This is a genomic window from Acidovorax temperans, assembly GCF_028596105.1.
In the GTDB taxonomy this organism is placed as follows: Bacteria; Pseudomonadota; Gammaproteobacteria; order Burkholderiales; family Burkholderiaceae_C; genus Acidovorax; species Acidovorax temperans.
The window spans coordinates 3,237,449-3,250,173 of sequence record NZ_CP117193.1 but is presented as its reverse complement, the minus strand read 5'-3'; the positions used below and the strand labels follow the sequence as shown (position 1 = coordinate 3,250,173).

Annotated in this window: 8 protein-coding genes and 1 tRNA gene; 4 read left to right on the top strand and 5 right to left on the bottom strand. The window is 64.8% G+C overall.

The window, feature by feature from the left end; all coding sequences use genetic code 11:
* Positions 1-59: 59 nt before the first annotated feature.
* Complete coding sequence (arsA, locus tag PQV96_RS15270) at positions 60-1,892, top strand: arsenical pump-driving ATPase (RefSeq protein WP_273623431.1); 1,833 nt, start codon at positions 60-62, stop codon at positions 1,890-1,892.
* Positions 1,893-2,076: 184 nt separating this feature from the next.
* Here the strand turns inward: arsA and PQV96_RS15265 are convergent.
* From PQV96_RS15265 to PQV96_RS15245, 5 genes are all read right to left on the bottom strand, one after another.
* Positions 2,077-2,153 (bottom strand) — tRNA-Met (locus PQV96_RS15265).
* A 27-nt stretch (positions 2,154-2,180) separates the two neighbouring features.
* Entirely contained in the window at positions 2,181-2,960 is a 780-nt protein-coding gene (locus tag PQV96_RS15260; RefSeq protein ID WP_207373712.1) for an enoyl-CoA hydratase, read from the bottom strand.
* Between the two features lie 90 nt (positions 2,961-3,050).
* A complete protein-coding gene (locus tag PQV96_RS15255; RefSeq protein WP_207373713.1) occupies positions 3,051-4,859 on the bottom strand; it encodes a M61 family metallopeptidase in 1,809 nt (602 codons plus the stop codon).
* 72 nt (positions 4,860-4,931) lie between these two features.
* On the bottom strand, positions 4,932-5,660 hold the full coding sequence (locus PQV96_RS15250; protein ID WP_066788611.1) for a DsbC family protein: 729 nt from the start codon (positions 5,658-5,660) through the stop codon (positions 4,932-4,934).
* An 85-nt stretch (positions 5,661-5,745) separates the two neighbouring features.
* Positions 5,746-6,879 (bottom strand): FAD-dependent monooxygenase, encoded by a 1,134-nt coding sequence (locus PQV96_RS15245; protein WP_044399459.1) that lies wholly within the window; start codon positions 6,877-6,879, stop codon positions 5,746-5,748.
* Between the two features lie 125 nt (positions 6,880-7,004).
* On the opposite strand from PQV96_RS15245, the gene PQV96_RS15240 reads away from it, so the two are divergent.
* The 3 genes from PQV96_RS15240 (at position 7,005) to PQV96_RS15230 (ending at position 12,704) form a co-directional block, all read left to right on the top strand.
* Positions 7,005-7,886, top strand: a complete 882-nt coding sequence (locus PQV96_RS15240; protein ID WP_273623428.1) for an MOSC domain-containing protein — start codon at positions 7,005-7,007, stop codon at positions 7,884-7,886.
* A gap of 418 nt (positions 7,887-8,304) precedes the next feature.
* On the top strand, positions 8,305-12,252 hold the full coding sequence (locus PQV96_RS15235; protein WP_273623427.1) for an FAD/FMN-binding oxidoreductase: 3,948 nt from the start codon (positions 8,305-8,307) through the stop codon (positions 12,250-12,252).
* Positions 12,252-12,704, top strand: a complete 453-nt coding sequence (locus tag PQV96_RS15230; RefSeq protein WP_044399372.1) for an HIT family protein — start codon at positions 12,252-12,254, stop codon at positions 12,702-12,704. The genes PQV96_RS15235 and PQV96_RS15230 overlap by 1 nt, the downstream gene beginning before the upstream one ends.
* The last annotated feature ends 21 nt before the right edge of the window (positions 12,705-12,725 follow it).

Here is a 12,725-nt window from a genome sequence, read left to right as displayed (position 1 = left end):
AGGCCCCCAGGTGGCGCGGAGTGCGAGACAAATTCACAGGCTTGTGCCATGCTGGTGTGATGAGCGTCGCTGCTGCTTCCTACTCTTCCGCCGCCCTGGGCCTGCTGGCCCAACCCACCCGTTTTCTGTTCTTCACCGGCAAGGGGGGTGTGGGTAAAACCTCCTTGTCGACCGCCACTGCCATCGCGTTGGCAGACGCCGGGCGGCGCGTGCTGCTGGTGAGCACTGACGCAGCCTCCAACCTCGATGAAATGCTGGGTGTGCCGCTGTCCAACCAGCCGGTGCCCGTGCCCGGTGTGCCGGGGCTGAGCATGCTCAACATCGACCCCGATAACGCCGCCGAGGCCTACCGCCAGCGCGTGTTGGCGCAACTGGAGGCCACGGCCACCGAAGACGAGCGCGCCACGGTGCGCGAGCAGCTCTCGGGCGCCTGCACCACCGAAATCGCCGCGTTCGATGAATTTGCCGCCCTGCTGGCCGGAGAGGGGGCGGACGCGGCCCACACCTTCGACCATGTGGTGTTCGACACCGCGCCCACGGGGCACACGCTGCGCCTGCTGAGCTTGCCCAAGGCCTGGACGGGATTTTTGGCGGGCAACGACCGAGGCGCTTCCTGCCTGGGGCCGCACTCGGGGCTGAAGATGCAGGAGGCCCGCTTCAACGCGGCCCTGGCGGCACTGAGCAACCCTGCGCTGACCACCGTGGTGCTCGTCGCCCGCCCCGACCCCCGCCCTATGCAAGAGGCCGCCCGCACCGCCGTGGAACTGCGCGCCCTGGGGCTTGCCAACCAGCGCCTGGCCATCAATGGCGTGTTCCGCGCCAGCCAGCCGGGGCAAGTCCCGGTGGCCGACGCCATCGAGCGCCTGGGCCGCGAGGCCATGGGCCAGATGCCTGATGCCCTGGCGCAACTGCCGCGCGACGAAGTGCCCCTGCGTGCCTTCGACACCGTGGGCCTGCCAGCCCTGCGCGCCTTGCTGGGTGGGGGTGCCGTACCCCCCGCTACGCCAGCGGCGGCGACCGGCGCCGCTTTGCAGGCCGAACCGCTGGCCGCCATGGCCGACGCACTGGCTGCCAAGGGCCACGGGCTCATCATGGTGATGGGCAAGGGCGGCGTTGGCAAAACCACCATTGCCGCTGCCCTGGCCGTGGGCCTGGTGCAGCGGGGCCACAGCGTGCACCTCACCATCACCGACCCGGCGGCCCATGTGCAAAGCCAGCTCGACGGCAGCCTGCCCGGGCTGAAAGTGGGGCGCATCGACCCCCGGGCCGAAACGCAGGCCTACATCGACAAGATCATGGCCACGCGCGGCAAGGCTCTGGATGACGCAGGCCGCGCGCTGCTGCTGGAAGACCTGCAGTCGCCCTGCACTGAAGAGGTGGCCGTGTTCCACGCCTTCAGCCGCGTGGTGAACGAAGCCCGCACGGCCTTTGCGGTGCTGGACACCGCCCCCACCGGCCACAGCCTGCTGCTGATGGACGCCACCGGGGCCTACCACCGGCAGATGACCCAGCAATACCAGGGCAGCGCCGGGGGCGCGATGGCCAAGCACATCACCACTCCGCTGATGCGCCTGCAAGACGCCGACATGACCCATGTGGTCATCGTGACGCTGCCCGAGGTGACGCCCGTCAGCCAGGCCGCAGCGCTGCAGGAAGACTTGCGCCGCGCCCACATCGAGCCCTGGGCATGGGTCATCAACAAAAGCGTGGCTGCCACGGGCACGTCTGATCCGCTGCTGCAAGCCCGCCTGGCGGGTGAGCAAAAGCAGTGCGAGCGCATAGCGCAGGGCCTGGCCCAGCGCACCTTTGTGCTGCCCTGGCTGACCGAGCCGCCCGTGGGGGTGGAAGCCCTGGGTGGGCTGGTTACTTCGGATGGATTGCTATCTCATTGATAGCTGCTAGCGCTTTCCATGTCTGGCTTGGAGACCAAAAATGCTTGAAAAACTAGGCAGGCCTCTGAGCCTGCCAAGGGACGCAGCCGCACATTGCTACGCAGTGCCTGCGCCGGGGCCTGCCGCCGAAAATTGGGCCATAAACAAAAAACCCTGCATGGCGAACCATGCAGGGTTTTTGATTTGGTGGTGGTACCGGGACTTGAACCTGGGACATCAGCATTATGAATGCTGCGCTCTAACCAACTGAGCTATACCACCGAAGCCTCAAATTATAGACCAAAAAAATCACTGGTGCACAAAATTGGCTTTGCGTTTGCCCAGGAAGGCGTCCATGCCTTCTTTTTGGTCTTGCGTGGCAAACAGCGCGTGGAACAGGCGGCGCTCAAACATCACGCCATCGGCCAGCGTGCCTTCAAAGGCGCGGTTCACCGATTCCTTGGCTGCCATCACGGCGATCTGCGAGAAGTCCGCAATGATCAGCGCGGCGCCCAGGGCCTCGTCCATCATCTTGTCGAACGGCACCACACGGCTCACCAGCCCAGCGCGCTCGGCTTCGGTGGCGTCCATCATGCGGCCAGTGAGGGCCATGTCCATCGCCTTGGACTTGCCCACGGCGCGTGGCAGGCGCTGCGTCCCGCCCGCGCCGGGGATCACGCCCAGCTTGATTTCGGGCTGGCCAAACTTGGCGTTGTCGGCGGCGATGATGAAGTCGCACATCATGGCCAGTTCGCAGCCGCCACCCAGCGCAAAGCCGCTCACAGCAGCAATCACGGGCTTGCGGATGCTGCGAATGGCTTCCCAGTTGCGGGTGATGTAGTCGCCCTTGTAAGCATCGGCAAAGCTGTACTTGGCCATGGCGCCAATGTCGGCCCCTGCGGCAAAGGCCTTTTCGCTGCCGGTGATGATCATGCAGCCGATCTTTTCGTCGGCATCAAACGCCTTCAGGGCTTCGCCCAGCTCGTTCATGAGCTGGTCGTTCAGTGCGTTGAGTTGCTTGGGGCGGTTGAGCGTGATGATGCCAACCTTCTCGCCTTCGGTGCGCACTTCAATGGTTTCGTAGGCCATGTTGTCTCCTGGTTTGGGTTTTTGAAATGGGGGCTGGTTCAGTCCAGCAGGGCAGCCGTTGACTATATCCAAGCAGCTTGCACCTTGCTGTCACGCAGCGCCGCCAAGCCAGCGGCTGGCGGCGGCAGTGTCTGTGGCGGTCAGGTTCACGGTATCCGGCTGGGGCTGGCGGCGGGCTTTGCCTTGGGCGGCGCTGCCTGGCGGCACCGCAGCAGGCAGGGTCAGGGGCAGTTCCAGCAAACGGCCGTCGCGCGCCACCACGGCCACCAGTTTGGTTTGGGGGCCGGCGTAAAACGCCACGTCGTCGAGCTTGCTGATGCGCCAGGCCTGGGTTTTCACCCGCAGGCCCAGCCATTCGTCGCCCGCAGCAAAACCGGCCTGTTCCGCAGCGCTGCCGCGCAGCACGGTCTTGATCTGCACACTGTGGTTTTCGGCCACCCGAATGCCCAGGCGCTGCGCGAGCTGGGCAGTGTCGGGCTTGAGGGTCACGCCGTGTGCGGCCAGCAAGGCGGCCAGCGGCAGCTCGTCGGTGCTGTGCACCCACTGCGCAATTTCGGTGGCGTAGCTGCGCCCGGTCAGCTCCTCCAGCACGGTCAGCAAATCTGCTTCGCTCATGGGGCCTGCCTTGCAGCGGCTCCACAGGCCACGCATCACGTCGTCCAGCGTGGCCTTGCCGTGCTGGCGCAGGTGCAGGTCCAGGCACAGCGCCACCAGCGAGCCTTTGGTGTAGTAGCTCACCGTGGCGTTGGGGGTGTTTTCGTCCTGGCGGTAGTACTTCACCCAGGCATCAAAGCTGGCTTGTGCCACCGTTTGCACCTGGCGGCCAGGCGTTTGCAGCACCTGGTTGATGGTCTTGGTGATGAGCTTGAGGTAGGTGGTGTCGTCAATCAGGCCCGCACGGCGCAGCAGCAGGTCGTCGTAATAGCTGGTAAAGCCCTCGAAAAACCACAGCAGCTGCGTGTAGTTTTCCTGGTCGTAGTCGTAGCCGGCAAACTCGGCGGGGCGCAGCCGCTTCACGTTCCAGGTGTGGAAATATTCGTGGCTGATGAGGCCAAGCAGTGTGGTGTAGCCCTCGCTCTGGCGCGCCTCGCCCTGGCGGGGAAGGTCGCGGCGACCGCAGATCAAGGCAGTGGAGTTGCGGTGTTCCAGCCCGCCGTAGCCGTCGTTCACGGCGTTAAGCATGAACAGGTAGCTGGTGAACGGGGCTTTGCCCTGGCCGTGCCAGAAGCGAATGGCGGTTTCGCAAATCTTCTGCGTGTCGGCCAACAGGCGCTGGCCGTCAAACGATGGCGCGGCCCCGGCCACCACGAAGCGGTGGGGCACACCGCATGCGGTGAACTTGCCCACCCAGAAGTCGCCCATTTCTACAGGGCAGTCCACCAGTTCGTCGTAGTGGGCTGCGGCGTACAGGCCAAAGCCTTTCTTATCGACCTTCAGCGCAGCCAGCCCGGTGGCCAGGGTCCAGGTGGGCGCTGCCGGGGCGGACACCTCCAGGGTGTGAGGTTGCTGCTCTTGCCCATGCACCCGCAGGCACAGGCTGGTGCCGTTGAAAAAGCCGCGCGATGCATCGAGCCATGCCGTGCGCACCGAGTTGTCGTAGGCGCACACTTCGTAGGTCAACACCAGGGGCGCCTTGCCGTGGCAATCGGCCACCCAAGTGTGCTTGTCGGTCTGCTGCAGACTGACTTCGCGCTTGCCCTGGCGGGCGCGCAGGTTTTGCAGGTTTTTGGCAAATTCGCGCACCAGGTAGCTGCCGGGAATCCACACAGGCAGCGACACCGTTTGCTGTGCCTGGGGCTGGGCAATGGTCAGGGTCACCTGAAACAGATGCGCTTGCAGGTGGGCAGCAAGCACGTCGTAATGGACGCCCGCGCGGGCGGCGGCTGGGGGCTTGGGCATGAAAGCTCCTTGGTCGGGGCAGGGGCTGAAACGGCGTGCTAGCGGCCATGCGCCAGCGCCCAGCCCTCAGGTTCAGTTGGCGCTGGGGGCTTCGCCGGCCACTTCGGCCAGGCGTTTTTCCACTTCTTGGGCGCTGATGGCGCCGGGCACACGCGAGCCATTGGCAAAAATCAACGTCGGGGTGCCGGTGATCTTGTGCTTGCGGCCAAAGGCCAGGTTGCGCTGGATGGCGGCGGTGTCGCAGCTGGCGGCGGCGGGTACCTTCTCGCGCACCATCATGTCTTGCCAGGCGGCCACGCGGTCTTTGGCACACCAGACGTTGCGGGACTTTTCGGCCGAGTCGGGGCTCAGGATCGGGTACAGGAACAGGTACACCGTGATGTTGTCCACGTTCTGCAGGTCGCGTTCAAAGCGCTTGCAATAGCCGCAGTTGGGGTCTTCAAACACAGCCACCTTGCGCTTGCCGTCGCCGCGCACGATGGTGAAGGCATCCTTCAGGGGCAGCTCCGAAAAGTCCACGGCTGTAAGCTTGTTGATGCGGTCTTCGGTCAGGTTGCGCCGGGCCTTGGTGTCGATAAGCTCGCCCTGAATGACGTAGTTGCCCTTGGCGTCGGTATAGAACACGTCCGTGCCAATGCGCACTTCGTACAGGCCCTGCATGGCGGTGGGCCGCACTTCGTCGATCTTGCCCATTTGCGGGATGCGTTCGCCCAGCGTTTTGCGGATGGTGGATTCTTGTGCCTGGGCCGACAGACCAAAGGCCAAAGTGGCCGCAGCCAGCAGGGTAGGGATGAGTTTCATAACAGATGGAGTCAAAAGTTGGCTGGCTGCCGCCCTGTGCGTTGTGCGATGGCGCGGCGTCGGTTGCTGTCGGAGTGCGCGGGCGTCAATGGGTTCCCATGGCCTGGCGGACGATCCAGTTTTTGAGAAGGCCATTGCGTTCAAAGCCGCGCATGCCCCAGTTGCGCAGGGTTTGCAGCGGGTTCTCAGTGCGAGAAAACAGCTGCTGCAGCCCGTCGGTGGCCAGGCTCATGGGCAGCATGGCGGCCTTGCGCTCGCGTTCGTAGCTGCGCAGCAGGCGCATGTCGGCCACGCTGCGCCAGTAGTCGCGGCCATGCAGCACACGGGCCAGGGTCTGGGCATCGGCCAGCCCCAGGTTCAGGCCCTGGCCTGCCAGGGGGTGGATGTTGTGGGCCGCGTCGCCCGCCAGCACCCAGCTGTGCGGGGTTTTGCCAGGGCTGGGCAGCGGGCCGCACCAGCGGGACGCCTGCGCCTGCTGCAGCGGCCACGAAGAGCGGGCGGAGGTGAGTTCGAGCCGCCCCAGCGCACCCTGGCTGGCGGTTTCGAGCTGCTCGGCAAACGCTTCGGGCTCCAGCGCCAGCAGCGGGGCGACTTGCTCGCGGTCTACCGACCAGACCACGGCCACCGACCGACCCTCTGGGCCATCCAGCGGCAAGAAGGCGAGGATGCCATCGGGCAAAAACCACTGCCGGGCCACCTGGCCGTGCGGGTGTTCACATTCCAGCCGGGTGGCGATGGCGTGTTGGGTGTAAGGGGTGACTTCGAAATCCACGCCGAACTCTGCCCGGGTGCTGCTGGCGCGCCCTTCACACACCACCGTCAGGGCAGCGTTCACGGGGGCTTGCACCACCTCTACCTGGGGCTGGTAGCGCACGGCTTCGGCCAGACGTTGCTCCAGAGCAGGCACGTCCACAATCCAGGCCAGCGCCTCGGCGCCCTGGGCGGCTGCGTCGAAGTGCACCGCGCCATCCTTGTCGCCAAACACGTCCATGCGGGCTACGGCCGTGGCGTGCTGTGGGTCGGGCCAGCTGCGCAACGATTCAAGCAGGGTGCGGGATGCGGTGTTCAGTGCGTACGCGCGCACATCGGGTGCGGCGGCAGCCTGCGGTGTGGGGTTGGCCACCAGTGCCACACGCAAGCGCTCGCGTGCCAGCAACAGGGCCAGGGTGCGGCCGACGATGCCGGCCCCACGGATACAAATGTCAAAGGTGTGCGCCATGCGGGCATTGTAGGAGGGCACTGACGACCACAGGCGCGGTGCAGAATCTCCGACTTTGCCGTGTGCCGCAGGCAACCAGCCTGACCAGATGGCACGAACGAATCAATCAATGGGAGTGTGGGACCGTGTCTATAGAAACAGAATTCGATGTGACGGGAACCATTGCGCGGCTGTTTATCTACCCCGTGAAATCGTGCGCCGGTATCGAGGTGCAGGAGGCTGTGCTGACCGAAACAGGCCTCGGCCTGGACCGCGCCTGGATGGTGGTGGATGCGCAGGGGCATTTTCTGACCCAGCGCACCTTGCCGCGCATGGCCTTGATCCGCCCGCAGCTCAAATCCTCTGAAATGGTGCTGCGGGCACCGGGCACGCTGGCGTTGCATGTGGCGCTGGATGTGGTGGAAGGCCCGGCCACGGTCACTGTGTGGGATGACACGGTGCCCGCGTGGGACATGGGCGCCCTGGCGGCCCAGTGGTTCAGCGATTTTCTGGGGCAGCCGTGCCGCCTGGTGCGTTTTGACCCGGACCACCTGCGCCTGTCCAGCAAAAAGTGGACAGGTGAACTGGATGCGCACACCCAGTTTGCCGACGGGTTTGCGGTGCTGGTGACGAGCGAGGCCTCCATTGACGACCTGAATGAGCGACTTGTGGCCAAAGGGCACGAGGCGGTGGGCGTGGAACGTTTTCGGCCCAATGTGGTGCTGGGCGGTGTGGACGCCCATGACGAGGACCGCATCGACGGTGTGCACATTGCCGTGGGGCAGGGTGACGAAGCCGACACCGCAGAGCTGCGCCACGTCAAGCCCTGTGCCCGCTGCCCGATTCCCAACATCGACCCGGCCACCGCGCAAAGCAGCCCTGCCGTGAGCGATACGCTGAGCACCTACCGCAGCGACAAGCGCCTGGACGGGGCCATTACCTTCGGCATGAATGCCGTGGTGGCCCGTGGGGCAGGCCAGGTGCTGCGGGTGGGCCAGCGTTTTGGCGCCCATTACTGTTTTGACTGAGGGCATGCTGTGCCGCACCCGCTGAGCGAGGGGTGGGCAGGGCGCGGCGGTCCAAGGCCTCTGTGCCCCCTTTCTGCGCCCGGGAAGCCGCTGGCATAAAATCACGCCCCCGAGGCTCACGGGCGCGTGGCGCCCACCCCAGGTTTAGAGCGTGTTATGCATTTTTACGTACCCACGTTGGACCCTGAGGTTAGTGATCGCAAGGCACGGACTGCTGGCAAGGCTCAAGCCTTGGCAAGGTCTGCAACGCCGCGAGCGCTAACCTCAGGGCCCAACCCTCCGGGAAAGCCGGAGACAGGCCCGGCCACTTTGTTGCACGCCGCTGACGGTACACGTACCGCTGCGCGTCTTGCGCCTCGTTGCCGGGCCTTTCTCCGGTTTTCGTGGGCACGTAAAAGTACATAACACGCTCTAACCCATGAATGTTCCGATCGCGTTGGCTGCCTTGCAGACGCAGGCCGCCGAGCCTGCCCGTCTGCGTGAAATTCCGTACAACTACACCTCGTTCTCTGACCGGGAGATCGTGATCCGTTTGCTGGGTTCCTCCGCCTGGGACCTGTTGGACCAGCTGCGCAAAGAGCGTCGCACCGGCCGGTCGGCCCGCATGCTGTATGAAGTGCTGGGCGACATCTGGGTGGTGCAGCGCAACCCCTATTTGCAGGACGACCTGCTGGACAACCCCGACCGCCGCAAGCTGCTGGTCGATGCGCTGAACCACCGCCTGGGCGAAATTGAAAAGCGCCGCACCCCCGCCGACGACGCCGAGCGCGACCGCCTGGTGGGCGAATTGGTGGTGGCTGCACGCCGCGCGGTGGTCGAATTCAACGCCACCTTCGAGCAGGCCGCGCAGCTACGCCGCCAGGTCCGCAAGACGCTGGGGCGCCTGACGGCCAAAGACAACATCAAGTTCGACGGCCTCTCTCGCGTGAGCCACGTGACCGACGCGACCGACTGGCGCGTGGAATACCCCTTTGTCGTGCTGACGCCGGACACCGAGGCCGAGATGGCCGCGCTGGTCAAGGGCTGTATCGAGCTGGACCTGACCATCATCCCGCGTGGGGGCGGCACCGGCTACACCGGCGGCGCGATTCCGCTGACCTGGAAGAGCGTGGTGATCAACACCGAAAAGCTCGAAGCCATGACCGAGGTAGAGATGCGCCGCCTGCCGGGTCTGGACCGGGAGGTGGGCACCATCTGGACGGAAGCCGGTGTGGTCACCCAGCGCGTGGCCGATGCGGCCGAGCGCGCAGGCTTTGTGTTTGCGGTGGACCCGACCAGCGCCGAAGCATCGTGCATTGGCGGCAACATCGCCATGAACGCAGGTGGCAAGAAGGCCGTGCTGTGGGGCACGGCGCTGGACAATCTGGCCAGCTGGCGCATGGTGACGCCGGACGCCCAGTGGTTGGAGGTGACGCGCCTGGACCACAACATGGGCAAGATCCATGATGTGGAAACTGCCACCTTCGAGCTGCAGTATTTCGAGGCCGACGGCAAGACGCCCGTGCGCACCGAGCGCCTGCAGATTCCGGGCCGCACCTTCCGCAAGGAAGGCCTGGGCAAGGACGTGACGGACAAGTTCCTGGCCGGCCTGCCCGGCATTCAGAAGGAAGGCTGCGACGGCCTCATCACCAGCGCCCGCTGGGTGGTGCACCGCATGCCTGAGCACACCCGCACCGTGTGCCTGGAGTTCTTCGGCAACGCCAAGGACGCTGTGCCCAGCATCGTGGACATCAAGGACTACATGTTTTCCCTGCAAAAGCGCAGTGGCGAAGGAGGGAATGAACAGGGCCCCTCCCCCGTTCTTCTGGCGGGTCTGGAGCACCTGGACGACCGGTATCTGAAGGCTGTGGGCTACGCCACCAAGAGCAAGAAAGGCAACGGCGGCCTGCCCAAGATGGTGCTGATTGGCGACATTGCGGGCGACGACGCCGACGAAGTGGCCCGCGTGACCAGCGAAGTGGTGCGCCTGGCCAACACCCGCAGCGGCGAGGGCTTTATTGCCATCAGCGCCGATGCGCGCAAGAAGTTCTGGGCCGACCGCAAGAAGACGGCCGCCATCAGCCGCCACACCAACGCCTTCAAGATCAATGAAGACGTGGTGATCCCGCTGCCGCGCATGGCCGAGTACACCGACGGCATCGAGCGCATCAACATCGAGCTGAGCCTGCGCAACAAGCTCAAGCTGTGCGACACCCTGACTGAGTTTTTTGAGCGTGGCAATCTTCCGCTGGGCAAACAGGATGCGGCCGATGACGTGCCCGCTGCCGAGCTGCTGGAAGAGCGCGTAGCCCAAGCCATTGCCCTGGTGGCCGAAGTGCGTGCGCTGTGGCAAGGCTGGCTCGACAACGTCGAGACCCTGTTCCCCCAGTTGCAGGATCACACCCTGCGCGCCAGCTGGAAGACACAGCTGCGCACGCCGCTGCAAGGCATCTTCACGGGTGCGGCATTCAAGCCCATCCTGGACGAGGCCGTGGCTATCCACAAGCGCGTGCTCAAGGGCCGCGTGTGGGTGGCGCTGCACATGCACGCGGGCGACGGGAATGTGCACACCAACATTCCCGTCAACAGCGACGACTACGAGATGCTGCAGACCGCGCACGAGGCGGTGGCCCGCATCATGGTGCTGGCCCGCAGCCTGGACGGCGTGATCTCGGGCGAACACGGCATCGGCATCACCAAGCTGGAGTTCTTGACCGACGCGGAGCTGCAGCCCTTTGCCGACTACAAGCGCAAGGTGGACCCGGAAGGCCGCTTCAACAAGGGCAAGCTGCTACGAAATCAGGAGCTGCCCGCGCTTGCTGGACAAGCGCCAGAGGCCAAAAACGCTTCAAACGCTGCACTCATGCATGCCGATTTGACCAATGCCTACACGCCCAGCTTCGGGCTGATGGGGCACGAGTCGCTCATCATGCAGCAAAGCGACATTGGCGCCATTGCCGATTCGGTGAAGGACTGCCTGCGTTGCGGCAAGTGCAAGCCCGTGTGTTCCACCCATGTGCCACGCGCCAGTCTGCTGTACAGCCCTCGCAACAAGATTCTGGCTACTTCGCTGCTGGTCGAAGCCTTCCTGTACGAAGAGCAGACGCGCCGCGGTGTGTCCATCAAGCACTGGCAAGAGTTTGAAGACGTGGCAGACCACTGCACGGTGTGCCACAAGTGCTACACGCCTTGCCCGGTCAAGATCGACTTTGGCGATGTGACCATGAACATGCGCAACCTGTTGCGCAAGATGGGCAAGAAGAGCTTCCGCCCCGGCAACAAGATGGCCATGGCCATGCTGAACGCCACCAACCCCGACACCATCAAGCTGCTGCGTTCGGGCATGGTCAACGTGGGCTTCAAGGCCCAGCGCATGGCGGTGGATTTGCTGCGCAAGGTGGGCCGCAAGCAGACGGCCAAGCCTCCAGCCACGGTGGGCACCGCTCCGATCAAGGAGCAGGTGATCCATTTCATCAACAAGAAGCTGCCCGGCGGCCTGCCCAAGAAGACGGCACGCGCGCTGCTCGATATCGAGGACAAGGACTACGTCCCGATCATCCGCGACCCGCAGACCACCACGGCCGAGACCGAGGCGGTGTTCTACTTCCCCGGCTGCGGGTCCGAACGCCTGTTCAGTCAGGTGGGCCTGGCCACGCAGGCCATGCTGTGGCACGCGGGCGTGCAGACCGTGCTGCCTCCGGGCTACCTGTGCTGCGGCTACCCGCAGCGCGGCAGCGGCCAGTTCGACAAGGCCGAGAAGATGATCACGGACAACCGGGTGCTCTTCCACCGCGTGGCGAACACGCTGAACTACCTGGACATCAAGACGGTGGTGGTGAGCTGCGGCACCTGCTACGACCAGCTGCAGGGCTACCAGTTCGACAAGATCTTCCCCGGTTGCCGCATCATCGACATCCACGAGTACCTGCTGGAAAAGGGCATCACCCTGCAAGGCAAGGGCGCCTACCTGTACCACGAGCCCTGCCACAACCCGATGAAGCAGCAGGACTCGATGAAGACGGTGAAGGCGCTGGTGGGCGAGCAGGTGCTCAAGAGCGACCGCTGCTGCGGCGAATCCGGCACCCTGGGCGTGACCCGGCCCGATGTGTCCACCCAGGTGCGCTTCCGCAAGGAAGAAGAAATCCGCAAGGGCGAAGCCCTGCTGCGTGCCAGCGGTGCCGTGGGCGAGAAGGAAAACGTCAAGATCCTGACCAGCTGCCCCAGCTGCCTGCAGGGCCTGAACCGCTACCAGGACGACTTGCAAAACGGCCTGCTCGAAGCCGATTACATCGTGATCGAAATGGCCCGCGAGATCCTGGGCGAGAACTGGATGCCCGAATACGTGCACCGTGCCAACCAGGGCGGTATCGAGCGGGTGCTCGTCTGATGGCTGCGGACCGCGCCCCTGCCTGCCCTTTGTGCGCCGAAGACGGTGGTGCGCTGGTGTGGCGCGGCGCGCGGTTGCGCGTGATCCGTGCCAACGAGGCGGGCTTTCCGGCCTTCTACCGGGTGGTGTGGAATGCGCACGTTGCCGAATTTTCTGACCTCTCGGCCGAGGATCGGGTGCACTGCATGGACGCAGTGACCGTGGTGGAGCAGGCCTTGCGCCAGCACCTGGCCCCCACCAAGGTCAATATTGCAGCCCTGGGTAACATGGTGCCGCACCTGCACTGGCATGTGATTGCCCGGTTTGACTGGGACAGCCACTTCCCCGCGCCCGTGTGGGCAGCCGCCCAGCGGCTCAGCCCTGCGGCACAGGAAGGCGCTGTGCGCGACCGGCTGCCAGCGCTGGAGGCTGATCTGCGCACCCATTTACAGGCGGCATTGGTCGCTGGCTGAATGCGCCACGCACAGTCGGAG

What these genes read in the sequence shown, in the direction of transcription:
- arsA (WP_273623431.1), top strand. Translation starts at nt 60, where the DNA reads ATGAGCGTCGCTGCTGCTTCCTACTCTTCCGCCGCCCTGGGCCTGCTG.
- PQV96_RS15235 (WP_273623427.1), top strand. Translation starts at nt 8,305, where the DNA reads ATGAATGTTCCGATCGCGTTGGCTGCCTTGCAGACGCAGGCCGCCGAG.
- PQV96_RS15260 (WP_207373712.1), bottom strand. Translation starts at nt 2,960, where the DNA reads ATGGCCTACGAAACCATTGAAGTGCGCACCGAAGGCGAGAAGGTTGGC.
- PQV96_RS15250 (WP_066788611.1), bottom strand. Translation starts at nt 5,660, where the DNA reads ATGAAACTCATCCCTACCCTGCTGGCTGCGGCCACTTTGGCCTTTGGT.
- PQV96_RS15245 (WP_044399459.1), bottom strand. Translation starts at nt 6,879, where the DNA reads ATGGCGCACACCTTTGACATTTGTATCCGTGGGGCCGGCATCGTCGGC.
- PQV96_RS15255 (WP_207373713.1), bottom strand. Translation starts at nt 4,859, where the DNA reads ATGCCCAAGCCCCCAGCCGCCGCCCGCGCGGGCGTCCATTACGACGTG.
- PQV96_RS15230 (WP_044399372.1), top strand. Translation starts at nt 12,252, where the DNA reads ATGGCTGCGGACCGCGCCCCTGCCTGCCCTTTGTGCGCCGAAGACGGT.